Genomic DNA, 26,278 nt, shown 5'->3' with positions numbered 1-26,278 from the left:
CCCGCCTCGACAAGCCTGGGTCCGATGGCAGAGGCCACCGTGGCGCCGTTGCTGATGGCGCGACCCGGCTGTTCATACCAGATCGTCGCCAGCATACCGCCCCTGAGCCCGCAGCCGCCGAACCCGTCCTCCAGCGGTGGCAGGTCGCCGTAATCGCGGGATTTCGCGGGCAGGTGCAGCAGCGCGCTTGGACCATCAGTCAGTTCAAGGTGCACAAGGCCGGGCAGCCGGGACTTGACGTTACTGTTCCCGGGGGGCACGGCACCCGAACGGGCATTGCAGGGCAGGCGGATAACCTCCGCCGCAGCCATTCCGGGCGCGGGCAGAGGCGCCACACGCCCCTCCAGCAGAAAGCCGTTCACATAGGCGCCGCGCGGGCCTTCCAGCAGGGCTCGGATATCCGCGGTGCTGCGCGCAACCGGGGCATCGGACAGGCCCAGCCACCAGTCAGCCGTGCGCCACAGACTTCCCGCCGCGATCAGCGCGACCCCCAGCACCAGAGCCGAGAGGACCGGCACCGCCAGCGCGCGGTCACGCCCCTTCAGTTTCGGATAGACCAGCCGCAGCAGCAGGTGCCCCAGCCCCAGCGGCAGGGCCAGCGCAGCGGCGGCGGCAAGGTTCGGCTCGAACACATCGGTCCGGTTTCCGGTCATCACCAGGGCCACCACCAGCCACAGTGCGGCGCCCGCCGCCGCCACCGTCCATTTCCAGCTGAGCCGGGCGAAGGCCAGAAACAGCAGCGCCGAGCCTGCGGCAATGGCCGCCAGAATCGCTTCGATCCCCATGAAATGAAAAACCCTGTCTGCAATCACTGCGGACAGGGTTCAGGGCTTTGACCTGAAGGTCAACGCAAAATGCGCCTCAGGCATTCGCCTCGCGGATCTTGTCGGCGGCTTCCTTGTTGAAGCCGATGCCATTCGATTCCAGCAGCGTGTCGAGTTCGCCCGAAATGGTCATTTCGGTCACGATGTCGCAGCCGCCGACGAATTCGCCCTTCACATAAAGCTGCGGAATGGTCGGCCAGTCGGAGAAATCCTTGATGCCCTGACGGATCTCGGCATCGGCCAGCACATTCACATCGGCGAAATCCACGCCCATGTAATTCAGGATACCCGCCACACGGGACGAGAACCCGCATTGCGGCATCATCTTGGTGCCCTTCATGAACAGCACCACGTCGTTTTTGGTGATCGTCTCGCGGATCTGGTCCTGCGCGCTCATCTTGCGGTTCCTTTGCATCGCTGGGGCCTTGCCCCGGTCTCAAGCGTTAATCTGTCTGTCTGATCCGGCGAAGCATCCTGCGCTGGATGTGGTTCGCTCTCCGGGTGAGTGCGTCGTTCCGGGCCATGGCTGCCGCGAAACTTGCGTGGTCTATCGCCTCTGTCCCAAGCTCTGGCTTGTGGTCTGGAACTTTCGGTTCCTCGTGGGGGGCGAGGGGCCGGTATCTGCCCCGCCGCCGCATCTGGGACAGCCAGACCAGCGCCACGATCCCGAGCAGAACCGCCAGAAACCAGAGTTTCGGCGTCACGCCTGTTACTCCGGCGCCTTGGTGGTCAGGGCGAGGGCATGCAATTCGCCATGCGCCCCGTCCATCTTGCCTTTCAGGCTGGCATAGACCGCGCGCTGCTGTTGCACGCGGTTCATGCCCTTGAAGCTGGCGTCCACCACCTCGGCCGCCCAGTGATTGCCGTCTCCGGCGAGGTCGGTAATGGTGATCTGCGCATCGGGAAAAGATTCCCGGATCAGCGCCTCGATGTCCTTGCCTTCCATGGGCATGTGGGTGTCTCCTGTCCTTCCCGTCCAATCTAGGACGAGCGGACGGGGGCTGCAAGCGGTGGCCATGGGCCGCGTGTCTGCCATTCGCGTTCCAGCATGGACATAAAGACACAATCCACCCAGTCCCCGCCGGGGCGCTGCCAGCATTCGCGCCAGACGCCCTCGCGCTGAAACCCTGCGCTTTCGAAGAATCGCAGGGCGCGGCTGTTGTCGGCGGTGCAGTCAAGGCCCAGCCGATGCGCCTGGCGTCTGGTGAAGACCTCTGTCATCAGCGCCTCCAGGAAGGGGCGGCCAAGGCCCGGGCGGCTCACGGCAAATTCGCGCAGTCCCAGCACACGGGGCAGCCATTCGACAATCAGTGCAAAGCCCACGGGTTCGGTCGCATCGAGCCAGAGCAGCAGGTCGCCAACGGCAATCGCTTCCTCGATCTGGCCCTCGGCGGGGGGATCGAGGAAGACGCGATTGTCAGCGCGCAGCCAGAGGGCGCGGATGAATTCCGCGTCCAAAGGCTGCGCGACACGGATCATCCTTCGATGGCCGCAGCGAAGGCACCGCGATACAGCGCCGAAAGATCGGCCAGCGCGGCGCTGTCTGCGCCAAAGTGGACTGTATCGCCGCCAAAACGGCCGACGCGCAGGACCGGGACGCCGGTGGTCAGCGCGGCGGCTTCCAGCGCGGCGGCGCCTGCTTCGGATGCGGCCACCAGATAGCGGGCCTGATCTTCACCGAACAGCGTCGGAATATCGCCTGCGTCCAGGGCCACGCCAAGGCCCGCACCTTCGGCCATTTCAAAGGCCGCGAGTGCAAGGCCGCCGTCGCCAAGGTCGGTCGCGGCGCGCAGCGCCTTGCGGTTGGCGCGCAGGAAATCGCCGTGGCGCTTTTCGGCTTCCAGATCGACATGCGGCGCGTCGCCCGTCTCGATCCCGAAGGCCTCGGCCAGCAGGGCGGACTGGCCCAGATGGCCGAAGGTTTCCCCGATCACCAGCGCAACATCGCCATCGGCGGGGCGGCCTGCGATCAGGTCATCCAGCGAGGCCAGAAGGCCCACGGCGCCGATGGTCGGCGTCGGCAGGATCGGCTGGCCATCGGTTTCATTGTAAAGCGAGACGTTGCCCGAAACGATGGGCATTTCCAGCGCTGCCACAGCCGCGCCGATACCTTTGATGGCGCCGACGAACTGGCCCATGATCTCGGGCTTTTCGGGGTTGCCGAAATTCAGGTTGTCGGTGGTGGCCAGCGGCAGGGCGCCCACGGCGGTCAGGTTGCGGTAGGCCTCGGCCACCGCCTGCTTGCCACCCTCGAACGGGTTCGCCTTCACATAGCGCGGCGTCACGTCGCTGGTGAAAGCCAGCGCTTTGGCCGTGCCATGCACCCGCACCACGCCCGCTGCCATGCCGGGGCGGACAACGGTATCGGCGCCGACCTGGCTGTCATATTGTTCCCACACCCAGCCCTTATGGGCATAGGTCGGGCTGCCGATCAGCGCGCGCAGCGCGTCAATGGCACCGATGGCGGGCACATCGCCAAGCGCCGCGGCGGTCGGGGTTTCCACCCACAGACGGTCATATTCCGGCGCGCTGGACGACAGTTTCGACAGCGGCAGATCGGCCTTGACCTCGTTGCCGTGCAGGATGAGGAAGCGGTCTTCCGGGATCGTCTCGCCCACGATGGCGAAATCCAGATCCCATTTTTCGAAGATCGCGCGGGCCACCGCCTCTTTTTCCGGCTTCAAGACCATGAGCATCCGCTCCTGGCTTTCCGACAGCATCATCTCATAGGCGGTCATCGCCGCTTCGCGCTGCGGCACATGGTCGAGGTTCAGTCGGATGCCCAGACCGCCCTTGTCGCCCATCTCCACCGCCGAACAGGTCAGACCCGCCGCGCCCATATCCTGAATGGAAATCACGGCGCCGGTTTGCATCAACTCAAGGCAGGCTTCCAGCAGGCGCTTTTCGGTGAAGGGGTCGCCGACCTGCACGGTGGGGCGTTTTTCCTCGATGGTCTCGTCGAATTCGGCCGAGGCCATGGTGGCGCCGCCCACACCGTCGCGGCCGGTCTTGGCACCAAGATAGACCACCGGCATGCCGACGCCCGAGGCCGCCGAATAGAAGATCGCATCCGCATCGGCGAGGCCGGCGGCGAAGGCGTTCACAAGGCAGTTGCCGTTGTAGGCGCGGTGGAACCGCACCTCGCCGCCGACGGTGGGCACGCCGAAGGCATTGCCGTAACCACCGATCCCTTCAACCACACCCTTCACCAGATGCGCGGTTTTCGGATGCGAGGGCAGGCCGAAGCTCAGCGCGTTCATCGCGGCGATGGGGCGGGCACCCATGGTGAACACATCGCGCAGGATGCCGCCGACGCCGGTGGCCGCGCCCTGATGCGGCTCGATGTAGGACGGGTGGTTATGGCTTTCCATCTTGAAGATGACGGCCTGACCGTCGCCGATATCCACCACGCCCGCATTTTCACCGGGACCGCAGATGACCTGCGGGCCGGTCGTCGGCAGGGTGCGCAGCCATTTCTTCGACGATTTGTAAGAGCAATGCTCGTTCCACATGGCCGAGAAGATACCCAGCTCTGTGAAGGTCGGCTCGCGGCCGATGATTTCGAGGATGCGCTGGTATTCGTCGGGCTTGATCCCGTGCGAGGCGATCAGCTCGGGAGAGATGGCTGGTTCTTGCATGGCGGCGCCCTGTCGTGATGCGTGATGCGGGCTTCTTTAGGGGAAGGCGCGGCCCGAGGAAAGGCCCGTTACCGGCCTGAGGGCGGCCTTGCGGCATTGCGCTGGTCCCGGGTGAGGATTTCAGGCCGCACTGCGGGCGTGCGGCTGTCGCGAAAGAACGGGTTCTGTCGCCAGCTTCCGGTGATCTTCGCGGGAAGCGCGCGGGCCAGCAGGCCGAGGATGGCGCCGAATGTGCCGTTCGGTTTCACCGGGCTGTGTGCGGCAGCCGTATTGGCATGGCAGGTCACCGGGCCGAACCCCGCCTGACCGGGTTTCAGGATCGCCGCGAAGAACGGCAGGCCCATATGCGGCAGCGAATTGCCGATGGGCGCACCGCAGCAGCCCGCATACCAGCGCATCAGCCCCTTCGGCCCCAGACGCAGGGCCGCCAGCCGGTCATATCCGGCGGTGAAGCGGATGTGCTGCGGCAGGGTCTGGAAAATCTCGGTCCCGCCCCGGGCATCCAGCCAGATCGCATCGGCCTTCAGGTGGCGCACAAAGCTCTGGCAATCGGCGCAGTAGCATTCAACATGCGTGCCGGGGGCGGTTGGTGCGATTTCCCACTGCATCGTGCCGCAGGTGCAAAGGAATTGTCGGGGATTGGTCATGTGTGCCTCCGTCATGCGGGAGAGCCTGCCATATTCCGCAGGCAACCGCCCGAATAATCGGCAGAGCAAAAAAAAGGCCGAGCAGAAGCTCGGCCCAAGTCCAACAGGGAGGTATGAAGCCGACAAGAGAGAAACTCGATTGCCGTCTTCAAGACGCCATTTATGTGGGCAGATCGCACGGATCAAGGGCAATCATGCCGCAGGTGCAGCATGGCCGTCATGCGCTCGCTGCATGGCTGGCCAAACATGCCCCGCAAGTGCTTAATTTTGGTGCGTTTTACGAAAAAGCTGGATCTCTTCGGTCACGAAATCCCGGAAGGCGGAAACCCGCTTCGAATGCCGCAGCTCCTCGGGGTAGGCGAGGAAGACCGGAACCTCGTTTGAATCGACATCCGGCAGCACCCGTACCAGATGCGGAAAATCTTCGGTGATGTAGTCAGGCAGGACGCCGATGCCGATATGGCTGAGCACCCCTTGCAGCACGCCGAAGTAGTTGTTCACCGTGAAGGTCGACGGGATGTCATAGCTCATCAGTTGCGCGACCAGCGCGGCGCCCGCTGCCACCTGCGACGTGCCCGCGTGCTGACAGATCAGGCGATGGGCGCTGAAATCTGCCATGGTCGAGGGCGTGCCATGTTCGGCCAGATATTCAGGCGAAGCGTAGAGCCGCATGCGAATGTTCATCAGCCGGCGGCGGATCAGATCGGCCTGGCTCGGCTCTTTCATGCGGATCGCCACATCGGCCTCCCGCATCGGCAGGTCCAGCACACGCTCTTCCAGCATGAGGTCGATCTTCAGCGCCGGATATTTGCGGTAAAGCTTCACCAGACGCGGCGCCAGCCACAGCGTGCCGAAGCCCGTGGTAGTGGTGACGCGCAATTCGCCAAAGACCTCATCCTCGCTGTCGCGGATGCGGGCGGCGGTGGCTTCCAGCCGTTTGACCATCGCGGTGGTGGCGTCGAACAGCAATTCCCCCTGTTCAGTGAGAATCAGCCCCCGCGCGTGGCGGTGGAACAGGGTGACATTGAGGCTTTCCTCCAGCGCCCTGATCTGCCGCGAGACGGCAGACTGGCTCAGATGCAGGGTATCCCCCGCATGGGTCAGGCTGCCCGCATCGGCAACCGCGTGAAAGATTCTGAGCTTGTCCCAGTCCATCGTGAAACTCTTCTTGTTTTTTGCACCGCTAACATTTCCGCAGGTAAATAGTCACGCTTTTGTGCCTGTAAACGGCAAACCGGCGGAAATTCCCGCTTTGTAGGTCAGCATTTTTGACCTATCATGGCGGATATGACCGTTTTGCAAGGGAGGTGCACAATGGGCGTGCAGAATGTGATCCGCAAGGATGTGTCGCTGGCCGACAGGTATGACCTGACGAAATCTCCGGTCCTGCTGAACGGGACGCAGGCCCTTGTGCGTGTGATGCTGATGCAGGCGGCGCGGGACCGGGCGGCGGGGCTGAATACCGCCGGCTATTGTACCGGCTATCGCGGCTCGCCGCTTGGGGCGGTCGACCTGACCATGAGCAAGGCAAAGCGCGAGTTGGAGGCGGCGCAGATCCTGTTCCAGCCGGGGCTGAACGAGGATCTCGCCGCAACCGCGATCTGGGGCAGCCAGCAGGCCGAACTGCGGGGCGAGGGCAAGCATGATGGCGTCTTTGCCCTGTGGTATGGCAAGGGACCGGGGGTGGATCGCACCGGCGACGTAATGCGCCACGCCAATATGGCCGGGACCAGCCGCTTCGGCGGGGTACTGATGGCGATGGGGGACGATCACACCGGCGAAAGCTCTACCGTGCTGCACCAGTCCGACTGGGCGATGGTCGATGCCTATATGCCCGTCGTCAGCCCTGCAGGCGTGCAGGAAGTGCTGGACTACGGGCTTTACGGCTGGGCGCTGAGCCGGTTTTCCGGCCTCTGGGTCGGCCTGAAAACCATGAAGGACACGGTGGAGGCGACGGCGGTGGTCGATGGCGACCCGTTCCGTCTGAGCTTTGTCACGCCCGATTTCCGCATGCCGCAGGGCGGGCTGAACATTCGTCTGGGCGATACGCCTGTCGCTCAGGAAGCGCGGATGATCGACTTCAAACGCTTCGCGGCCGAGGCGTTTTCGCATGCCAACGGCATGGACAAGCGCATGTGGGGCAAGCCCGGCGCCCGGATCGGTTTCGTCGCGGCGGGCAAGAACTGGCTCGATCTGACCCATGCCATGAGCCTGCTGGGCCTCGACGCGACTGAGGCCGAGCGTCTGGGCGTCACCACCTACAAGGTTGGGCAGACATTCCCGCTGGACATGAAGGGCTTCCACGACTGGGCCGAGGGGCTGGAGGTCATTGTCGTCGTCGAGGAAAAGCGCAAGCTGATCGAGGTGCAGGTGAAAGAGGCGATCTTCGACGATCGTCGCGGTCGCCGGGTGCTGGGCTGGAAACATGACCGCACACATGAGGAACTGTTCCCGACCCGCTTTGCGCTGGACCCGCTGCATATCGCCGAAAAGATCGGCGGCATCCTGATTGAAGAAGGGCGCGGGACTGAGGCAGTGAAGGCCGGGCTGGCCCGGATTTCCGAGGCGCGACGTGCGGACAATGCCCGCGATCTTGCGGCGCGTCTGCCCTACTTCTGCTCGGGCTGCCCGCATAATTCCTCGACCAAGGTGCCCGAAGGCAGCCGCGCCTATGCCGGGATCGGCTGTCACTACATGGTGCAATGGATGGACCGCTCTACCCAGGGCTTTACCCATATGGGCGGCGAGGGGGCCAACTGGATCGGCGAGGCGCCGTTCTCCAAACGTGAACATGTGTTCCAGAATCTTGGCGACGGCACCTATAACCATTCAGGTGTTCAGGCGATCCGGGCTGCTTTGGCCTCGGGCACCAATATCACCTACAAGATCCTGTTCAACGATGCTGTCGCCATGACCGGCGGGCAGTTCAACGAGGGCGGCCTGACCCCCGACCGCATCGCCCGCGAGGTGCTGGCGATGGGCGTCAAGCATCTGTCGCTGGTCTATGACCCCAAGGAAGACCTTGATCTGTCGAAGTTTCCGGCGGGAATCTCGCGCCATACCCGCGACGAGATGGAGGTGGTGCAGAAGCACCTTGCCACCGTGCCGGGCGTTTCGGTGCTGCTGTATGTGCAGACCTGTGCGGCCGAAAAGCGCCGCCGCCGCAAGAAGGGCAGTTTCCCCGAGATTGATAAACGGGTGTTCATAAACACCGATGTCTGTGAGGGCTGTGGCGATTGCGGCGTGCAGTCGAACTGTGTTTCCGTGGTGCCGGTGGAAACTGAACTGGGCCGCAAGCGCGCGATTGACCAGTCGTCCTGCAACAAGGATTTTTCCTGTCTCAACGGCTTCTGCCCGTCCTTCGTGACGCTGGCGGGTGCAAAGCCGCGCAAGGCGGCTGCGAAGGCGCTGGACCTGCCGGACATGCCCGAACCTGTGCTGCCGGTGATCAATGGCACACATAACATCGTCATCACCGGCGTCGGCGGAACCGGGGTGGTGACCATTGGCGCCATCCTTGCCATGGCCGCACATATCGATGGCAAGGGCGCGGGCATGATGGAGATGGCGGGCCTCGCGCAGAAGGGCGGAGCCGTGCATATCCATTGCCGTATCGCGGAAAAGCCTGCTGACATTTCGGCGATCCGCGTGGCGGTGGGCGAGGCCGATGCGGTGATCGGTGGTGATCTTGTGGTGACGGCGGGGGCCAAGACGCTGGGCCTGATGACCACGGGGCGCACGAAAGCCGTGGTCAACGACCATGAGATCGTGACCGGCGAGTTCACCCGCAACACCGAATTCCGTATTCCGCAAGAGGATTTGCGCGTCGCTCTTCAGGCGCGGCTGCAACAGGCGGTGCGGTTCATCGACACGACCGAACTGGCGCGCGTGGCGCTGGGGGATTCGATCTTTTCCAACATGGTGCTCTTGGGCATGGCCTGGCAGGCGGGGCTTGTGCCGCTGACGCTGGCGGCGCTGCGCGAGGCGGTGCGACTGAACGGCGCGGGGGTGGAGGCCAATCTGCGCGCCTTTGACCTTGGCCGCTGGGCAGCCGAGAAACCGCAGGAGGCCGCCGCGCTGCTGGTGCCCGAGGCCAAACCACAGGTCGATCCGGTGGCCTTCCGTGCCGATCATCTGCGCGCCTGGCAGGATGACAAGCTGGCCGCGCGCTATCTGGCGGCGGTGGCGGCGGCGCCGGAAAGCCTGCGCGACTCTGTGGCAAAAGGCTATCACAAGCTCTTGGCATATAAGGACGAATACGAGGTCGCGCGGCTGCATCTGCAAACGATGGCGAAGGCGCAGGAACAGCTTGAGGGCAGTTTGCGCCCGACCTTCCACCTCGCCCCGCCGATCCTTGGCGGCACCGGGGCGGATGGCCGGCCGAAGAAACGCGCCTTCGGCCCCTGGGTGCTGCCGCTGTTCCGCTTGCTCGCCCGGATGAAGGGTCTGCGCGGCACCGCCCTCGATCCGTTCGGCCGCCACCCCGAACGCCGTATGGAACGCGCGCTGATCGCGGAATACGAGGGCGACATGGCGGCGCTTCTGCCCCTGTGCACCCCCGCGACGGAACCTCTGCTGCGTGAGTTGCTGGAGCTGCCGCTGACGATTCGCGGCTATGGTCCGGTGAAGACGGCCAACGCCGAAAAGGCGTCCAGACGGCGGGCCGATCTGATCGCGCAAATTCGCGCGGGTGGTGACAGCGCGCCGCGTCTGGCGGCCTGAGCGTCATCGCGTTGTAACCTTTCTGTCGTTTGCCTGTGGCGACGACAGAAAGGGAACGCGCATGAGTCTGGTCGAAGCACAGCGGAATGTCAGCCGCGATATCTCCTATGCCTCGGCCGCGCGGTCGCGGGGCGGGCGGGCGCTGATCCGGCTTCTGGAAAACGCGACCGGACGGCCGCGCGTGATCGCCCGCGCGGCCGGATATGAGGCGGCGATGGCCGCCGGGCAAAGCTTCTGGCAGGTGATGCCCGAAAAATTCGGTCTGCGGCTTGAGGTTACATCCGGTTCTTTAACCTCTGTCCCGGGCTCCGGCCCGCTGGTGATGATTGCCAATCACCCTTATGGCATCCTTGACGGGCTGATGATGGGCAATCTGCTGGATGCGTGGCGTGGAGATTTCCGCATCCTCGCCAATTCGGTTTTCGTCAAAGCGCCCGATCTGCGGCGGGTGATCCTGCCGATTTCCTTTGACGAAACCCCCGAAGCGGTGGCGCTGAACCTGCAAACCCGGCGCACGGCGCTGGATTATCTGTCGGGCGGCGGGGCAATCGGCATCTTTCCGGGCGGTACTGTCTCGACCGCCGCGACCCCGTTCCGCGCCCGACCGATGGACCCCGGCTGGCGCAACTTTACCGCAAAGCTGATCCAGCGCAGCGGCGCGACAGTGGTGCCGCTGTTCTTTGAGGGCGAGAACAGTCGCCTGTTCCAGATCGCCAGCCACCTGCATTACACGCTGCGGCTGGGCCTGCTGATCAAGGAGTTCCGCGCCCGGATGGACCGGCCGGTGCGAGTGGCTATCGGCCAGCCGATCCCGCCGGATCGTCTTGCCACCTTTGGCCCGGACGCACGCGGGATGATGGATTTCCTGCGCCGTTCCACCTATGAGCTTTCCCCGAGGCCGGTCGACTCGTATGCTTATGGCTACGAGTTCGAGGCGAAATACAAATCCCGGCAAGGGGAGGGCAGCGATGGCGGTAGGCGTGTTCGATTCGGGGCTGGGGGGGCTGACCGTTCTTGATGCGGTGGCCCGGCGTCTGCCCGAGGTTCCCTTTGTCTATTTCGGCGACAATGCCCATGCGCCTTACGGGGTGCGGACGCATGACGACATCTTCAACCTGACCTGTGCCGCGGTCGAGAGGCTGTGGGCCGAGGGATGTGATCTGGTGATCCTTGCCTGCAACACCGCCTCTGCCGCCGCGCTGAAACGGATGCAGGAAACATGGCTGCCCGCCGACAAGCGGGTGCTCGGGGTGTTTGTTCCGCTGATCGAGGCGCTGACCGAACGGCAATGGGGCGATAACAGCCCGCCGCGCGAGGTTGCGGTGAAACATGTGGCGCTGTTCGCCACCCCGGCCACCGTGGCCAGCCGCGCATTTCAGCGCGAACTTGCCTTCCGCGCCATCGGCGTCGATGTCGAAGCGCAGCCCTGTGGCGGCGTGGTCGATGCCATTGAGCAGGGCGATGAGATTCTGGCCGAAGCACTGGTGCGCAGTCATGTCGAGGCGCTGAAGCGCCGGATGCCGCATCCCGAGGCGGCGATCCTGGGTTGCACCCATTACCCCTTGATGCAGAACGCCTTTCAGGAGGCCCTGGGGGCGGATGTGCAGGTGTTCAGCCAGGCCAATCTGGTGGCGGAAAGCCTTGCCGATTATCTGGCGCGGCGGCCGGAGTTCATCGGCTCCGGCACCGAGTCGAAGTTCCTGACCACAGGTGACCCGGCGAATGTGTCTTCCAAGGCGACGCAATTCCTGCGCCGCCGTATCGCTTTCGAGGCGGCATGACGCCGTTTGACGACTGGCAGGCGGCGCGGCTGGCGGCGCTTGTGGCCGAGGATGGCTGGCTGAACCTGACCGACCGGCTGGAATTGCAACCCGGCCGCTGGACAGTGGGCAGCGGCGCCGGCAATGACCTGCGCCTGTCGGTCGGGCCGGAGCGGCTGGGCCTGCTGGATCTGGCGCCCGATCTGGTGGCGCGGTTCGAAACGGCGGCGGGCGTGCAGGATTTCCTGCCCGGCGCCGGGGGCTTCCCGCTGCTGCGGGTGCCGCCGCTCTTGCTGGAACTGCATATCGTGGAGGGCGCCCCGGCACTGCGCGTGCGGCAGATCGACCATCCGGCGCGCGCGGGCTTCGCTGGCATCGAGCGGTTTCCCTTCGATCCGGCCTGGGTGATCGCCGCCGACTGGCTGGCGCTGGAGGTGCCGATCACCCGGCAGGTCGAGATGGTGGCAGGCCGCAGCGATGCGGTGACGCAGACCCATGTCGCGCGGTTCAGCCATGAGGGGCAGAAGGTCAGCCTTGTTCCGACCCATGTGAAGGGTGGCAAGCCGATGTTCGTGATCCGCGATGCCACCTCGGGGCGCGAAACCTATGGCGCCTCGCGGTTTCTGATCGGCGAGGTCGATGGGAACCGCGTCTGGCTTGACTTCAACCGCGCCTTCAACCCGCCCTGCGCCTATACCGAATTCGCCATCTGCCCGCTGCCGCCACCCGAGAACCGGCTGTCCTTCGCCATTCGTGCCGGGGAACGTGCCCCCAAGGACCACTGAGCGCTTGCATTGCACCGCGACCGGCCGCAAAGAAGGGGCGATTTCCAGTCAGGGAGACCGCCATGAAAAAGCGCATCGCCATCCTCGGGGCATCCGGTTACACCGGGGCCGAGCTGGTGCGACTGATCGCCACCCATCCGCAGATGCAGATTGTCGCGCTGTCGGGCGACCGCAAAGCGGGCATGGCCATGGCCGAGGTCTTTCCCTTCCTGCGCCATATCGACCTGCCGAAGCTGTGCAAGATCGATGAGATCGACTTTTCCAAGGTGGATCTGGCCTTCTGCGCGCTGCCGCATGCGACCTCGCAGGCGGTGATCAAGGACTTGCCGCGCGATCTGAAGATTGTCGATCTGTCGGCCGATTTCCGGCTGCGCGATGTGGCGGAATACGAGAAATGGTATGGGCAGCCGCATGCCGCGCCGGAGTTGCAGGCCGAGGCGGTCTATGGCCTGACAGAGTTCTATCGCGAGGACATCCGGTCCGCCCGGCTGGTCGCGGGCACCGGCTGCAATGCGGCGACCGGACAATTCGCGTTGCGCCCGCTGATTGAGGCAGGCTGCATTGATCTGGATGACATCCTGCTGGACCTGAAATGCGGTGTTTCGGGGGCCGGGCGGTCGCTGAAGGAAAACCTGCTGCATGCCGAGCTGTCGGAGGGCACGCATGCCTATTCGGCGGGGGGAAAGCACCGGCATCTGGGCGAATTCGATCAGGAATTCAGCAAGATCGCCGGGCGGCCTGTTCTGGTGCAGTTCACCCCGCATCTGGCGCCGATGAACCGCGGAATCCTCGCCAGCGTTTATGTGAAGGGCGATGCGAAGACCGTCTGGTCCACGCTGGAGGCGCGTTATGCGCTGGAACCCTTCATCGAGGTGCTACCTTTCGGCGCACTCCCCTCGACACGGGATACCCGCGGCTCCAATTTCTGTCATATCGGGGTGGTGGGCGACCGGGTGCCGGGGCGCACGCTGGTGGTGGCGACACTGGACAACCTGTGCAAGGGTTCGTCCGGTCAGGCGATCCAGAATGCCAACCTGATGCTGGGGCTGGAGGAGACTGCGGGGCTGATGCTGGCTCCCGTCTTCCCGTAAGGAGACGACCATGAAGGGGCTGAAGAAAACGCGCCGCATCCAGATCATCGCGCTGGCTTTCGTCGCGCTGGCCGGATCGACCGCGCTGATCGGCTATGCGATGCGTGACGGCATCAATTTCTTCCGAGCCCCGGCGCAGGTGGTGGCCGATCCGCCGCAGATGGACGAGGTGTTCCGCCTGGGCGGGCTGGTCGAGGATGGCTCGTTGGTGCGCGGGCAGGGCGAGACCATCACCTTCCGCGTCACCGACGGCGCCGAAAGCATCCCCGTCGCCTATACCGGCGTGCTGCCTGACCTGTTCAAGGAGGGCCAGGGCATGATCGGCACCGGCAAGATGGTGGATGGCGTGTTCGAGGCGACCGAGATTCTGGCGAAGCATGACGAGACCTACATGCCGAAAGAGGTGATCGACGCGCTGAAGGAACAGGGCGTCTACGAAGACCCGAACAAGCAAAGCGGATCGTAACGCGCGCCTCCTTTCCGGCCGGTTAATCAGTCTGGCCCAGCCTGTCCCCATGTTTCACAGGGGCAGGCCATGCAGACCGTCAAACAGATCGCAGAAGAAATTGTTGCCCGCGAGGGCGGCTATGTGAATGACCCCGCCGATCCGGGCGGGGCCACCAATCACGGTGTCACCATCCATACCCTGCGGCGTCTGGGGCTGGACCTTGATCGCGACGGGCAGGTGACAGCGGCGGATGTGCGTCGCCTGACCCGCGCGCAGGCGGTGGAGATTTACCTCAGGCATTATTTTGAACGGCCGCGTCTGGCGGAATTGCCCGTGGCTTTGCAGGCCAGCGTCTTTGATATGTATGTCAATGCCGGTTCCAATGCGGTGAAGATCCTGCAACGGCTGTTGACCACGCTGGGCTGGCCACTGGTGGATGACGGCGTGATCGGGCCGAAGACGCTGGCGGCCGCACGGCTGGCGGCTGAGGCTATGCCGAACACGCTGCCCGACGTATATGGGGTGGCACGGCGGAATTATTACTATGCGCTTGGCGATGCGCGGCCTGCCAGCCGCAGATATTGTCGCAGGCGGGATGGCGGCAAGGGCGGCTGGATCGTGCGGGCCGAGGCGTTCATCGGTCCCGAGCTTCATCTGACCGAGGCCCAGCATCGCGCGCGGGTGGCATCATGGGGCTGAACCTTCTGTCCGACACCGCCCGTCTGCGCCGCATTGCCGAACTGGTGGCGCAGGGCGACGGCCCGGAACTCAGCGCCCGGATCGATCTGATGAACCGTGCGATCCGGCCGCTTTCGGTGCTGTCGGTCTTTGCATTGGTCGCTTCGGCCTTTCTGGACCCGGAGCGTTACAGCGCCGGAATGGTTGCGCTGGCGGGCACGCCCTGGCCTGTCTGGGGCATCGCCGCGCTGATTGTGGCCCTGCATTTCCTGACGCGCGGCCCCGGAACACCTGCCCGAACTTGACCCGCCTTCCGGCCTCTGGCATGTGCCGGAGGGATAGGAAGGACGTGCAAGATGAACCTGTTCACCGAACTGCGGAACCTCGTCGTGGCCGAGCTTGGAGCGATGGCCGCTTCCGGCGCGCTGCCCGAGGGGCTGGACCTTGGAGCCGTCACGGTCGAACCGCCGCGTGATGCGGCCCATGGCGACATGGCGACCAATGCCGCCATGGTGCTGGCCAAGCCCGCCGGGATGAAGCCGCGCGACATCGCGGATGCGCTGGCCGCCCGTCTGGCGAACGATCCGCGCATCGCGGCGGCTGAGGTGGCGGGGCCGGGTTTCCTGAACCTGCGGCTGCAACCGGGCGTCTGGCAGGGGCTGGTGAAGGCCATTCTGGACGCCGGCGCCGATTACGGCCGGTCCGATCTGGGCGCCGGGCAGAAGGTGAACGTTGAATTCGTCTCGGCCAACCCGACCGGCCCGATGCACGTCGGCCATGTGCGGGGCGCGGTGGTGGGCGATGCGCTGTCGAACCTGCTGGCCTTTGCGGGCTGGAACGTAACGCGCGAATATTACATCAATGACGGCGGCGCACAGGTGAACGTGCTGGCACGGTCGGCCTATGAGCGCTACCGCGAGGCCAATGGGCTGGAGCCGGAAATCCGCGAGGGGCTTTACCCCGGCGATTACCTGATCCCGGTGGGCGAGGCGCTTAAGGCGAAATATGGCACCAGCCTGCTGGACCAGCCTGAATCCGTCTGGCTCGACGATGTGCGAGAATTTGCCACCGAGCAGATGATGCAGATGATCCGCGAGGATCTGGCGGCGCTTGGCGTGCGCATGGATGTCTATTCCAGCGAGAAGGCGCTTTACGGCACCGGCGAGATCGAGGCTGCGATCGAAACCCTGCGCGGCATGGGCCTGATCTATGAAGGCGTGCTGGAACCGCCGAAAGGCAAGACCCCCGAAGACTGGGAGCCGCGCGAACAGACGCTGTTCCGCTCGACCGCGCATGGCGACGACGTGGACCGTCCCGTGATGAAATCGGACGGGTCGTGGACCTACTTCGCCCCTGACATCGCCTATCACTACAACAAGGTGCGGCGCGGCTTCGATCAGCTGATCGACATTTTCGGCGCCGATCATGGCGGCTATGTGAAGCGGATGAAGGCTGCCGTTTCGGCGCTGTCCGACGGGCGGGTGCCGCTGGACATCAAGCTGATCCAGTTGGTGAAGCTTTACAAGAACGGCGAGCCCTTCAAGATGTCGAAACGTGCAGGCACCTTCGTGACCCTGCGCGATGTGGTCGAGGAGGTGGGCGCCGATGTGACCCGCTTCGTCATGCTGACCCGCAAGAACGACATGGCGCTGGATTTCGACTTCGACAAGGTTCTGGAACAGTCGAAGGACAATCCGGTTTTCTACGTTCAGTATGCCAATGCCCGGATCAACTCGGTCCTGCGGAAGGCACGCGAAGCGGGTGTTGCGGTGGATGACGCGACGCTGGCGGGGGCGAAGCACGACCTGCTGTCGCATCCGGCGGAACTGGCGCTGGTGGGCAAGCTGGCGGAATGGCCGCGTCTGGTGGAAATCGCCGCGCGCGGCAATGAACCGCATCGCGTGGCCTTCTACCTTTATGAACTGGCATCGGACCTGCATGGCCTGTGGAACCGGGGCAATGACGAGCCTTCGCTACGCTTCGTGCAAGAGGATGTGACCGTTTCGCAGGCGAAAATCGCCCTGGCGCGGGCCGTGGGCGTTGTGATTTCTGCCGGTCTTGCTATTTTGGGGGTCACGCCGGTCGAGGAAATGCGCTGATAAAACGCGCCCCGCCGGTCACACAGGCAAAGACGCGACGGGCTTCGTGCCCGTGCGCCGGGGCAGAGAATGGCAGACGTGGATTACGACGGCTATGATTCCCGCTATGATGCGGGGCAGGGAACTGAGGCCCGCCGGGGCCGCCGCTGGGTCAATCTGACCGGCGGGCTTGTCTCGGTGGCCTTGTTGCTGGGGGCGGGCTGGTGGGGCTATCGCATCGCCATGCGCGATGTGATGGGCATTCCGGTACTGAAGGCCGCCGAAGGCCCGGCCCGGGTGGCCCCAGACAATCCGGGCGGTGAGATTACCGCCTATCAGGGTCTTTCGGTCAATGACGTCGCAGCCGTGGGGGTTGCAGCCCCGCTGCCCGACGAGATCGTTCTGGCCCCACGCCCGGTGGAATTGTCACAACAGGATACGCCCGGCCTTGCCGCCGAGCCGCCGCCCGAGTTGGTGGCCGCAGCACCCGAGCCGCCGGTGCAGCCGCTGTTGCCGTTGCCGGAGGCCGAGGCGCCGATTTCAGCCAATCCCGCGCCCGAAGCATTGGCCGCCATGTCGGATGCGGATCTGCCGCTGGACCCGCTGACCTCGGTCGGGCCGCTGGGCGATCCTGCCACTGACGCGGCTTCCGATGCCCCGGCGGATGTGCTGGCGCTGGCCGATCAGCTTGCCGCCGGTGCCGCGCCACTGACCCCGGCCAACCCGGACGCCATCCCGTCCGAGCCCGAAGTCTTCGTTCCGGCGCCGGTGGTGCCCGGTGGTATCGGCAAGTCGCTGCTGCCGCTGGCCCGTCCGGCCGGGCTGGTCCCGGCCAGTGCGGCGCCTGTTGCCAATGCGGTGACGGCGGCGCTCACCGCCGCCACGGCCGAGCTTGACCCCGCGACGCTTGCCCCCGGCACCCGCCTTGTGCAGTTTGGCGCATTCGACAGCGCCGACGAGGCGCGCGCGCAATGGGACAAGCTGGCCGGTCGCTTTGGTGATCTGATGCAGGGCAAATCACGGGTGATCCAGTCTGCGGAAAGCGGTGGTCGCACCTTCTACCGCCTGCGTGCCGAGGGCTTCGCCGACGAGGATGATGCCCGCCGCTTCTGCGCTGCCATCACCGCTGAAGGCCCGGATTGCATTCCGGTGGCCGTGCGATGACCCACGGTGCCACGGTCTTCGGTTGTGCGGGGCCGGTGCTGCTGCCCGAGGAAAAGGCTTTCTACCGCGCGGCTGATCCGCTGGGGTTCATCCTCTTCGCACGCAATGTCGAAACGCCTGAACAGGTGGCCCGGCTGACCGCTGATCTGCGGGATGCTGTGGGGCGTGATGCGCCGGTTTTTGTTGATCAGGAAGGCGGGCGCGTGCAGCGCCTGCGCGCGCCGCACTGGTTGGAATGGCTGCCGCCGCTGGATGCGGTGGCCCGCGCCGGGGCAGGGGCTGCGCACATGATGTGGTTGCGCGCCCGTCTGATCGCGGCGGAACTCCGCGCTGTCGGCATTGACGGCAATTGCGCGCCCTGCCTCGATATTGCGACCGATGTGACCCATCCTTTTCTGCGCAACCGCTGCTATGGCACCGATCCGGCGACGGTGATCGCCATGGGACGCGCCACGGCTGACGGGCATCTGGCGGGCGGCGTTCTGCCGGTGATGAAGCATATGCCCGGCCATGGCCGCGCCAGTGCCGACACGCATCACGATCTCCCGACAGTTGCCACCGATGCCGATACCCTGCGCCAGACGGATTTCGCGGCGTTCCGCGCATTGAACGATCTGCCTGCCGCCATGACGGCGCATATCGTCTTTTCGGCTTTTGACAGCGAACCGGCGACCTGTTCCGCCGCCATGATGCGGGTGGTGCGTGAGGAGATCGGCTTTGGTGGTCTGATCCTCTCGGACGATCTTAACATGCAGGCGCTGCCCGGCACCCTGGGCGAGCGCGCCGCCCGCGCCGTCGCGGCGGGTTGCGACATCGCCCTGCACTGCAAGGGCGATATGGCAGAGATGCAGGCTGTAGCGGCCGCTGCGGGGCAGCTGACCCGTGAGGGGCAAGCCAGGGCCGAAGCCATGCTGGCCGCCCGCAAGGCGCCTGAACCTGCCGATCTGTCGGCCCTGCGGGCCGAACATGATGCGCTGATCGGGGGGGCGGATGGCTGACGGCTGGGAGGACACCGGGCCAGAACGGCTCAGTGTCAGCGACCGGCTGGCGGCAGAGGCGCTGATCGTCGATGTCGACGGGTTCGAAGGCCCGCTTGACCTGCTGTTGACGCTGTCGCGCACTCAGAAGGTCGACCTGCGGCGCATTTCTGTGCTGCAACTGGCCGAGCAATATCTTGGCTTCGTGGATCGCGCCAAGGCGCTGCGGATCGAACTGGCGGCGGATTATCTGGTGATGGCGGCCTGGCTCGCCTATCTGAAATCGCGTCTGCTGCTGCCTCCCGACCCGACCGAGGAAGGCCCCAGCGCCGAGGAACTCGCGGCTCATCTGGCGTACCAGCTGGAGCGGCTGCAGGCGATGCGCGAGGCGGCAGCCCGGCTGATGGCCCGTGACCAGCGGGGGCGTGACTTCTTTGTGCGCGGTCTGCCGGAGGAGGTGATCCGCGCCCGCAAGGTGACTTATACCGCTTCGCTGATCGACCTGATGCGCGCTTATGCCCGCATCCGCACCAAGGATGAATTCCGCCCCTTCGTGATGGACCGCGACGACGTGTTCACCATGGAACAGGCGCTGGAGCGGTTGCGCGGCCTGATCGGCTATGCCGCAAGCTGGTCCGACCTTGAAAGCTGGCTGCCCGAAGGCTGGGACCGCAATCCGATGCGCCGGCGTTCCTCAATTGCGGCGCATTTCGCAGCTATTCTGGAAATGGCGAAACGGGGCCAGGTCGATATCCGGCAGGGGGAAACCTTTGCTCCGATCCAGATTCGCCGGAAGGACGGCGCATGAGCGAACCGCAGGAAAAAAGCCTTTTCGATGCTCCGCCCATTGCGGAACAGGAGCGTATGGTCGAGGCGATCCTGTTCGCCGCCACGGAACCCGTCTCGGTCGCGGAACTGGAAAAGCGCATGCCGCATGGCTGCGACCCGGCCGAGGCGCTGGCCTATCTGCGCCGTCGCTATGAGGGGCGTGGCGTGCGTCTGGTACGGGTGGGCGATGCCTGGGCCTTCCGCACCGCGCCTGACCTTGGCCATCTGATGCAGAAAGAAGTGGTTGAGCAACGCAAGCTCAGCCGCGCCGCGATCGAGACGCTGGCCATTATTGCCTATCACCAGCCCGCCACCCGCGCCGAGATCGAGGAAATCCGCGGCGTCGCCGTCAGCCGCGGCACCATCGACCAGTTGCTTGAGATGGAATGGATTCGCCTGGGCCGCCGCCGCATGACACCGGGGCGTCCGGTGACTTTCGTTGTCACGGAGACCTTCCTTGATCACTTCGGGCTGGAATCGGCCCGCGACCTGCCGGGGCTGAAGGATCTTCGCGCGGCTGGCCTGCTGGACAACCGCCCGCTGCCCGGCTCGATGCAGCGCCCCGATGAAGACGATGAAGACAGCCCCACCGGCCAGACCGAACTATTCGAGGATTGACGCCATGGATGCAGGACGGATCTTTCAGCAGATCTTCAACATGATTTTCCGCCGCGCGATGAATACCGCGATCAACAAGGGCATCGACCATGTGGCGCGCAAGGGCAAGCCGCCGGGGCAGATGACGGCGGACGAACGCAAACAGGCCAGCGCGGCGCGCGACATGACGAAAAAGGCCCGCCATGCGGCCCGCATCGCCCGCCGTCTGGGCCGCTGAGCCGCATTTTCTGTCGAGAAGTATCCTCGGGGGAGGTGCCGTGGGGGCGGGCAGCCCCCATGGCACATTCAAGCCCGCTCAGGCGAGGAAATGCTTGGCAAGCTTCAGACCCTGCCCCTGATAGTTCGAGGCGATCCCGGCGCCATACAGTGTCTCGGGCCGCTCTGACATCCGCTCATAGACCAGCCGCCCCACGATCTGCCCATGCTCCAGCACGAAGGGCGCCTCGTGGCAGCGTACCTCCAGCACACCGCGCGAGCCTGTGCCACCTGCCGCCGAATGGCCGAAGCCGGGGTCGAAGAAGCCTGCGTAATGTACGCGGAACTCGCCCACCATCGCCAGATAGGGCGCCATTTCGGCGGCGTAATCCGGCGGGATCGTCACTGCCTCGCGGCTGACCAGAATGTAGAAGGCACCGGGATCGAGGATGATCCTGCCGTCGCGGCTGCGGATTTCCTCCCAGAACTCGGCGGCCGGGTAATGACCGATCCGGTCAAGGTCGATGACGCCGGTATGGGGCTTGGCGCGATAGCCCACCAGATCATCCGGCCCCGGCCGCAGATCGACCGAAAAGCCCAGACCTTCCGAGATCACCGCAGGCCCGTTTACCAGCGGTTCGCGCCCGTGCAATGCGGTGAGGTCCGCATCCGACAGCACGGCCTGACCGTGGCGGAAGCGGATCTGGTTCAGCCGCTGCCCGGCCCGTGCCAGGACAGAGAAACTGCGCGGGCAGACCTCGGCATAAAGCGGGCCGCTGTAGCCCCCGGCGATGCGGTCGAACTCCACCCCGCCATCGGTGATGGTACGGGTAAGCAGGTCGAGCCGCCCGGTCGAGCTTTTGGCATTGGCGACGGCGGTGATGCCCTCGGGCAGCGCCAGCCGCTCCATCAGGGGAATCACATAGACGCAGCCCTTTTCCAGCACCGCACCGGCGCTGAGGTCCATGCGGTGCATCTCGAATTCGGCGATCCGTTCGGCCACGCTGCGGCCCTGACCGGCGAGGAAGGAGGCGCGAACGCGATAGGCGACATCACCCAGACGCAGGTCGAGACTGGCGGGCTGGATCTGTTCGGAAAGGATGGGTCGGTCGGCGCCGATCACGCCATCGTCGATCAGGCGGCGCAGGGTTTGCGCGGGCAGAACTCCGGTTTCAGTCACGCCATCCCCCGTGCATGGATCAGATACGAAAAAACCCGCGCCTTGTTTCCAAGGGCGGGCTTTTCTCGGTGGTCGGGCCGGCGAGATTCGAACTCGCGACCTTCCGCCCCCCAGACGGACGCGCTAACCAGGCTGCGCCACGGCCCGACTGCGCGGATACATAACGATAATTCCGGCGGGGGCAAGCGCCAAATCGCATCGTGGCAATTTATCCGCGCCGGGTCCGGCGGATCGCCTCCAGCCGCGCCTGAAGTGCTTGCAGACGCGGTTGTGCAGTGGCCAGCGCGGCCGCGCTGGCCATGCGGGCTTCTGGCGTCAGGCTCCGCAGAATCGCCGGAAGCCAGACCGGGTCCGATTCGGGCGGCAGGGCAGGTGGCGCCGCCCCGGCATCGGGGCTGGCCCCGGACGATTCGGCCCTGGTAGAATCGTCGGGCTCCGCCACGGCTGTGTCTTCGGTCGGGCCGGGGTCCGTCTCTGGCGCTTCGGCCATCAGGTTTTCAGCCGGTGCGGCGGTTTCGTCCCCCTCGTCGGGCACCTCCCCGAAATCGAAAAGCGAGGGCTGGTCATCTGGCTGTCTGGGCATGTCCACCGCCGTCGTCATCTCGGGATCATCGGGTGCCGCGGCCTCGGCGGGCGGTGGCGCTTTCGGCCCGGCGCGGGCGGCGGCGGCCATTTCGGTGGAGATGGCCGCGATTTCCTGCCAGTCGTGCAAAGACACGACCTCGGCGACAGGCGGGGCATCATCGGTCGCATCCAGGGCCGCGTCAAAAGCCTCCAGATCGTCGGAAACATCCGTGCCCGACAGGCTCGCAACATGGCGAACGCCCTGCTCGCGCAGAATTTTCTGCACACCGCGAATCGTCATGCCTTCGTCGTGCAGAAGTTTGCGGATGCCTTGCAGCAGCGCGACATCGGTGGGGCGGTAATACCGCCGCCCCCCGGCACGCTTCACCGGCTTGATCTGCGGAAAGCGGCTTTCCCAGAACCGCAGCACATGGGCCGGGGTTTCCAGCTGATCGGCCACTTCGCTGATGGTGCGGAAGGCATCGGGCGATTTCTCCATGCCCCAGGCCCCGGTCAGCCTTTCGTGCCGCTGGCGACACGCTCTTTCATCAGATGCGACGGGCGGAAGGTCAGCACGCGGCGCGGGCTGATCGGCACTTCATCGCCGGTCTTGGGATTGCGGCCCATGCGGGCCGACTTGTCGCGCACCGAGAAGGTGCCAAAGGACGAAATCTTGACCGTCTCGCCGCGTACCAGCGCATCCGAGACATGCTGGATCACGGTTTCCACCAGTTCGGCGGATTCATTGCGCGACAGCCCCACCTCGCGGAAGACGGCTTCGCTCAGATCCATGCGCGTCAGAGTCTTTTCACTCATTCCCAAATCCCCCCCGGGTTTTCAGGAAGATTGAGGGCATTGGGTTTTCGAGTCAATATCAACCACTTGTGCGGGCAAGTTCAGATGGCGTTCCCGGGGCCAATCCGGGGCAATATGGCGGTATCCTGCGCAGGTTGCGAACAATCACCAGCGCAGGACGACCGAACCCCAGGCCAGACCGCCGCCGATCGCCTCGGTTACCACCAGATCACCGGGTTTGATTTGCCCGCGCGTCACGCCGACCGACAGCGCGAGCGGGATCGAAGCGGCCGAGGTATTGCCGTGGTCCTGCACGGTCACGACCACACGGTCCATCGGCACCTGCATCCGCTTGGCCGTGGCCTCGATGATGCGGATATTGGCCTGATGCGGCACGATCCAGTCCACGTCCTCACCGCTGAGGCCGATCTTCTCCAGCGCGGTATGGGCGGTTTCGGCCAGCTTTTCGACCGCGTGGCGGAACACTTCCTTGCCCTGCATGCGCAGATGGCCGGTGGTGCCGGTCGAGACCCCGCCATCGACATACAGTATATCGCGATGCCGCCCGTCGGAATTGAGGTCGACCGACAGGATGCCCCTGTCGGCAGGGGTGCCGGACCCGTCATGCGCCTCAAGCACCAGCGCGCCCGCGCCGTCACCGAACAGCACGCAGGTGCCCCGGTCGGTCCAGTCCATCAGGCGGGAAAAGGTCTCGGCCCCGATCACCAGCGCCCGGCGCACCTGGCCCGAGACGATCAGCGCATTGGCATTGGCCAGCGCATAAACGAAACCGGCACAGACCGCCTGGACGTCATAGGCGAAACCGCGCGTCATCCCCAGGCGTGCCTGCACCATGGTGGCGGCGGAGGGGAAGGTCAGATCGGCGGTCGAGGTGGCGACAACAATCGCGTCAATATCGTCGACCGTCAGCCCGGCATTGGCCAAAGCCGCCTCGGCCGCGCGGGCGGCAAGGTCCGAGGTCGTCTGACCCTCGGCCGCGAAATGCCGCCGCTCGATTCCGGAACGGGAGCGAATCCATTCGTCTGACGTGTCGATGGTTTTCTCGAATTCGGCATTCGGAACCACCCGCTCGGGCAGATAATGCCCGACGCCCTTGACCACGGCCCTGATTGTCATTCCTGCCCGCCTCCTTCGACGGCGGCATCCTGCCCCGCGCGTCCGGCGGATGCAACCCGGGCCGCCAGCCGGTCGACAAAGCCCGAACGTGCCAGCTGCGCCGCCAGACGGATCGCGGCGGAAACGCCGGTCGCATCGGCGCCGCCGTGGCTTTTCACCACAGTGCCGTTCAGGCCAAGAAATACCCCGCCGTTCACCCGGCGCGGGTCGATCCGCTTTTGCAGGCGCTTCAGTGCCCCCAGCGCCAGCAGCGCCCCCAGCTTCGACAGAATACCCGAGGCAAAAGCCTCGCGCATGAAATCGGAGGACAGCTTCGCGGTGCCTTCGCCGGTTTTAAGGGCGATATTGCCGGTGAACCCGTCGGTCACGATGACATCGACACGGTTTGACGGAATGTCGCCGCCTTCGACGAATCCCACGAAATCGAACTCCGCAGCATCCTGCGCGGCGAGCATCCGGTCATGTGCCAGCTTCAGCTCCGCCCGGCCCTTGTGTTCCTCGGTGCCGACGTTCAGCAGACCGACACGCGGGCGCCGCAGATGCAGCCCATTGCGCGCGTAGGCCGCGCCCATGGTGGCATATTGCAGAAGATCTTCGGCCTCGGCCTTGATGTCGGCACCAACGTCCAGCATCACATTGAACCCGCCGGGATTGCGCGAGGGCCAGAGACAGGCAATGGCCGGGCGGTTCACCCCCGGGAGTTTGCGCAGCCGGATCATGCTGACCGCCATCAGCGCGCCGGTATTGCCGCAACTGACCGCAACAGCGGCCTCGCCATCCTTCACGCTGTCGATGGTGGACCACATCGAGGTGCCCGCGCCATGGCGCATCACCTGGCTGGGCTTGTCTTCCATCGTCACCACACGCGGGGCATGGCGAATCTCGCAGCGATCCGCGATCTCGGCATGTTGCGAGACCAGCGGACGCAGCACCGCCTCGTCACCGTGCAGCAGGAAGGCCAGGTCGGCATCGGCACGCGCAGAATCAACAAGACCGGCAACAACCGCTGCCGGTCCGCGATCCCCGCCCATGGCGTCTACCGAAATGATCGTGCGCTGCTGAGCCTGCGCCGGACGTTCGCTTCCGTTCGTCGTCATGGTCGGCCGGGGAGGGGAAGCGGCTTACGCCGCGTCCTCGTCCACGTCGACTTCGGTGGTCACAGCCACGACTTCACGCGAGTCGTAGTGGCCGCAGGCGCCGCAAACGTGGTGCGGACGCTTCAGTTCGCCGCAGTTCGGGCATTCCGACGGGTTGCCGGCGACGAGAGCGTCATGCGAGCGACGCATGTTGCGGCGCGAACGGGTGACTCGGTTCTGAGGGACAGCCATGTCTCAACCTCGGGTTAGTGAGGGGACAAGCCCCTGATTCTGTTCTGGGAAAAGCCAAATTCCGACCCTCTGGCACGGCGGCTTTTCACGGTGTTTGCGAGGCGCGGAACATAGTCGAATTCTGGCCGGGTGCAAGTCTTTTCTGCATCCGTTCCGGGTTCGCGTCACTCGGGTGTCGTATCGCCTTTTCCGAGCTTTTCCGCAAGCCCTGCCAGACCGGCAAAGGGGCGCAAATCCTCGTCGCGCAGCGGTTTTACTCCGGGTGCCGCGAAAACTGCCTCGCCCAGCTCGACATCGGGCGCGCGCGGATACATCGGCAACGCCAGCGCCAGCGCCTCCAGTGCCACCACGCCGGGGTCGACGATCTCTGGCAGCGGTTCCTGCGTGTCATCCTCGGGCATTTCCACCTCGTCCCCTTCGGGCACGGGCATCTCGGCCAGATAGCGGCGCCGGACCTCCTCGCGGATTTCGGTGATGACGGGAACAAGTGTGACGCAGCAGGGCTGTTCCACCACGGCAGCAAGCTCTGCCACCAGTTCCCAGTCGCGACGCCCCAGCGGCCGCAGCTCACCCCGGAAGGTCAGTTCCGGGACGGCGGTGATTTCCAGCGCCTGCGCCACGGCGGCGCGGGTGTCGGCGTCAGGTTCCAGCCTGAACCGCGTGGGTTTGCGCGCCGCGAGGGCGGCGATGCGCAGCGGGTGGCTCAGGGCAGGGGTGGTCGGTTCGGTCATTGGTGTCTCCGCAAGGCGGGGCGCGCGTTCCATTCTTGAACAGCGGCCCGACCTTCTGTAAGCCGGAAGGCAAGCCGGCCGGGCGTCATG

28 protein-coding genes and 1 tRNA gene are annotated in these 26,278 nt (G+C 65.1%); 14 read left to right on the top strand and 15 right to left on the bottom strand.

All coding sequences use genetic code 11. From position 1 onward, the window contains the following. From AO684_RS15850 to AO684_RS15815, 7 genes are all read right to left on the bottom strand, one after another. The coding region (locus AO684_RS15850) for a hypothetical protein (protein WP_161806021.1) at positions 1–785 on the bottom strand (785 nt) is incomplete at its 3' end. Positions 786–861: 76 nt separating this feature from the next. Continuing rightward, the gene (gene grxD, locus AO684_RS15845) at positions 862–1,221 is read right to left on the bottom strand and encodes a Grx4 family monothiol glutaredoxin (protein WP_054303686.1); all 360 of its coding nucleotides are present in this window, start codon (positions 1,219–1,221) and stop codon (positions 862–864) included. Positions 1,222–1,533: 312 nt separating this feature from the next. Beyond that, entirely contained in the window at positions 1,534–1,776 is a 243-nt protein-coding gene (locus AO684_RS15835; RefSeq protein WP_054303684.1) for a BolA/IbaG family iron-sulfur metabolism protein, read from the bottom strand. A 29-nt stretch (positions 1,777–1,805) separates the two neighbouring features. Next, positions 1,806–2,303 carry a GNAT family N-acetyltransferase gene (locus AO684_RS15830; RefSeq protein ID WP_152968440.1) on the bottom strand — a complete coding sequence of 166 codons (498 nt, stop codon included), beginning with the start codon at positions 2,301–2,303 and terminating at the stop codon, positions 1,806–1,808. Next, positions 2,300–4,462: a phosphoribosylformylglycinamidine synthase subunit PurL gene (gene purL, locus AO684_RS15825; RefSeq protein WP_054303682.1), complete on the bottom strand. Its 2,163-nt coding sequence runs from the start codon at positions 4,460–4,462 to the stop codon at positions 2,300–2,302. Before purL ends, AO684_RS15830 begins: the two co-directional genes overlap by 4 nt. Before the next feature lie 68 nt (positions 4,463–4,530). Continuing rightward, on the bottom strand, positions 4,531–5,109 hold the full coding sequence (locus AO684_RS15820) for a DUF6151 family protein (RefSeq protein ID WP_054303681.1): 579 nt from the start codon (positions 5,107–5,109) through the stop codon (positions 4,531–4,533). A gap of 261 nt (positions 5,110–5,370) precedes the next feature. After that, a complete protein-coding gene (locus AO684_RS15815; RefSeq protein ID WP_054303680.1) occupies positions 5,371–6,264 on the bottom strand; it encodes a LysR family transcriptional regulator in 894 nt (297 codons plus the stop codon). Positions 6,265–6,438: 174 nt separating this feature from the next. Here AO684_RS15815 and AO684_RS15810 point away from each other — a divergent pair, with 174 nt between their 5' ends. The 14 genes from AO684_RS15810 to AO684_RS15745 all read left to right on the top strand — a co-directional run bounded on the left by AO684_RS15810 (position 6,439) and on the right by AO684_RS15745 (position 20,475). Continuing rightward, on the top strand, positions 6,439–9,831 hold the full coding sequence (locus tag AO684_RS15810; RefSeq protein ID WP_152968448.1) for an indolepyruvate ferredoxin oxidoreductase family protein: 3,393 nt from the start codon (positions 6,439–6,441) through the stop codon (positions 9,829–9,831). Between the two features lie 61 nt (positions 9,832–9,892). Then, positions 9,893–10,849 (top strand): lysophospholipid acyltransferase family protein, encoded by a 957-nt coding sequence (locus AO684_RS15805; RefSeq protein WP_054303678.1) that lies wholly within the window; start codon positions 9,893–9,895, stop codon positions 10,847–10,849. Next, a complete protein-coding gene (gene murI, locus AO684_RS15800; RefSeq protein ID WP_054303677.1) occupies positions 10,800–11,612 on the top strand; it encodes a glutamate racemase in 813 nt (270 codons plus the stop codon). The genes AO684_RS15805 and murI overlap by 50 nt, the downstream gene beginning before the upstream one ends. After that, positions 11,609–12,376 carry a DUF1684 domain-containing protein gene (locus AO684_RS15795; RefSeq protein WP_054303676.1) on the top strand — a complete coding sequence of 256 codons (768 nt, stop codon included), beginning with the start codon at positions 11,609–11,611 and terminating at the stop codon, positions 12,374–12,376. The genes murI and AO684_RS15795 overlap by 4 nt, the downstream gene beginning before the upstream one ends. Positions 12,377–12,438: 62 nt before the next feature. After that, positions 12,439–13,467 carry an N-acetyl-gamma-glutamyl-phosphate reductase gene (gene argC / locus AO684_RS15790; protein WP_054303675.1) on the top strand — a complete coding sequence of 343 codons (1,029 nt, stop codon included), beginning with the start codon at positions 12,439–12,441 and terminating at the stop codon, positions 13,465–13,467. A 10-nt stretch (positions 13,468–13,477) separates the two neighbouring features. Continuing rightward, entirely contained in the window at positions 13,478–13,933 is a 456-nt protein-coding gene (gene ccmE, locus AO684_RS15785; RefSeq protein WP_054303674.1) for a cytochrome c maturation protein CcmE, read from the top strand. 69 nt (positions 13,934–14,002) lie between these two features. Next, positions 14,003–14,614 (top strand): holin-associated N-acetylmuramidase, encoded by a 612-nt coding sequence (locus tag AO684_RS15780; protein WP_054303673.1) that lies wholly within the window; start codon positions 14,003–14,005, stop codon positions 14,612–14,614. Next, a complete protein-coding gene (locus AO684_RS15775) occupies positions 14,605–14,898 on the top strand; it encodes a 3TM-type holin (RefSeq protein ID WP_054303672.1) in 294 nt (97 codons plus the stop codon). The genes AO684_RS15780 and AO684_RS15775 overlap by 10 nt, the downstream gene beginning before the upstream one ends. A gap of 51 nt (positions 14,899–14,949) precedes the next feature. Next, positions 14,950–16,692 (top strand): arginine--tRNA ligase, encoded by a 1,743-nt coding sequence (gene argS, locus AO684_RS15770; RefSeq protein ID WP_054303671.1) that lies wholly within the window; start codon positions 14,950–14,952, stop codon positions 16,690–16,692. A 69-nt stretch (positions 16,693–16,761) separates the two neighbouring features. Beyond that, on the top strand, positions 16,762–17,835 hold the full coding sequence (locus tag AO684_RS15765; RefSeq protein WP_054303670.1) for an SPOR domain-containing protein: 1,074 nt from the start codon (positions 16,762–16,764) through the stop codon (positions 17,833–17,835). Further along, the gene (gene nagZ, locus AO684_RS15760) at positions 17,832–18,833 is read left to right on the top strand and encodes a beta-N-acetylhexosaminidase (protein WP_054303669.1); all 1,002 of its coding nucleotides are present in this window, start codon (positions 17,832–17,834) and stop codon (positions 18,831–18,833) included. Before AO684_RS15765 ends, nagZ begins: the two co-directional genes overlap by 4 nt. After that, a complete protein-coding gene (locus AO684_RS15755; protein ID WP_054303668.1) occupies positions 18,826–19,620 on the top strand; it encodes a ScpA family protein in 795 nt (264 codons plus the stop codon). The genes nagZ and AO684_RS15755 overlap by 8 nt, the downstream gene beginning before the upstream one ends. Further along, on the top strand, positions 19,617–20,258 hold the full coding sequence (gene scpB / locus AO684_RS15750) for an SMC-Scp complex subunit ScpB (protein ID WP_054303667.1): 642 nt from the start codon (positions 19,617–19,619) through the stop codon (positions 20,256–20,258). Before AO684_RS15755 ends, scpB begins: the two co-directional genes overlap by 4 nt. A gap of 4 nt (positions 20,259–20,262) precedes the next feature. Next, the gene (locus AO684_RS15745) at positions 20,263–20,475 is read left to right on the top strand and encodes a hypothetical protein (protein ID WP_054303666.1); all 213 of its coding nucleotides are present in this window, start codon (positions 20,263–20,265) and stop codon (positions 20,473–20,475) included. Between the two features lie 78 nt (positions 20,476–20,553). Here AO684_RS15745 and AO684_RS15740 read toward each other — a convergent pair whose 3' ends face one another. The 8 genes from AO684_RS15740 to AO684_RS15710 all read right to left on the bottom strand — a co-directional run bounded on the left by AO684_RS15740 (position 20,554) and on the right by AO684_RS15710 (position 26,188). Beyond that, positions 20,554–21,633, bottom strand: coding sequence for a 2'-deoxycytidine 5'-triphosphate deaminase (locus tag AO684_RS15740; protein WP_054303665.1), 1,080 nt, complete (start codon positions 21,631–21,633; stop codon positions 20,554–20,556). A 69-nt stretch (positions 21,634–21,702) separates the two neighbouring features. Then, positions 21,703–21,780: transfer RNA gene (locus AO684_RS15735), tRNA-Pro, on the bottom strand. 61 nt (positions 21,781–21,841) lie between these two features. Continuing rightward, positions 21,842–22,696, bottom strand: coding sequence for a MerR family transcriptional regulator (locus tag AO684_RS22390; RefSeq protein WP_082401029.1), 855 nt, complete (start codon positions 22,694–22,696; stop codon positions 21,842–21,844). Positions 22,697–22,710: 14 nt separating this feature from the next. Next, positions 22,711–23,013: an integration host factor subunit alpha gene (gene ihfA, locus AO684_RS15725; protein WP_082401028.1), complete on the bottom strand. Its 303-nt coding sequence runs from the start codon at positions 23,011–23,013 to the stop codon at positions 22,711–22,713. A gap of 144 nt (positions 23,014–23,157) precedes the next feature. Then, positions 23,158–24,129, bottom strand: coding sequence for a beta-ketoacyl-ACP synthase III (locus AO684_RS15720; protein WP_054303663.1), 972 nt, complete (start codon positions 24,127–24,129; stop codon positions 23,158–23,160). Further along, the gene (gene plsX, locus AO684_RS15715) at positions 24,126–25,226 is read right to left on the bottom strand and encodes a phosphate acyltransferase PlsX (RefSeq protein ID WP_054303662.1); all 1,101 of its coding nucleotides are present in this window, start codon (positions 25,224–25,226) and stop codon (positions 24,126–24,128) included. Before plsX ends, AO684_RS15720 begins: the two co-directional genes overlap by 4 nt. Before the next feature lie 24 nt (positions 25,227–25,250). Further along, positions 25,251–25,457: a 50S ribosomal protein L32 gene (gene rpmF / locus AO684_RS21390; RefSeq protein WP_082401027.1), complete on the bottom strand. Its 207-nt coding sequence runs from the start codon at positions 25,455–25,457 to the stop codon at positions 25,251–25,253. A 164-nt stretch (positions 25,458–25,621) separates the two neighbouring features. After that, positions 25,622–26,188 (bottom strand): YceD family protein, encoded by a 567-nt coding sequence (locus AO684_RS15710; RefSeq protein WP_054303661.1) that lies wholly within the window; start codon positions 26,186–26,188, stop codon positions 25,622–25,624. Positions 26,189–26,278 lie beyond the last annotated feature (90 nt).

Source organism: Gemmobacter sp. LW-1 (assembly GCF_001303875.1).
In the GTDB taxonomy this organism is placed as follows: domain Bacteria; phylum Pseudomonadota; class Alphaproteobacteria; order Rhodobacterales; family Rhodobacteraceae; genus Gemmobacter; species Gemmobacter caeni.
The sequence above is the reverse complement of the archived record's forward strand: the minus strand, read 5'-3'. Positions and strand labels throughout refer to the sequence as shown.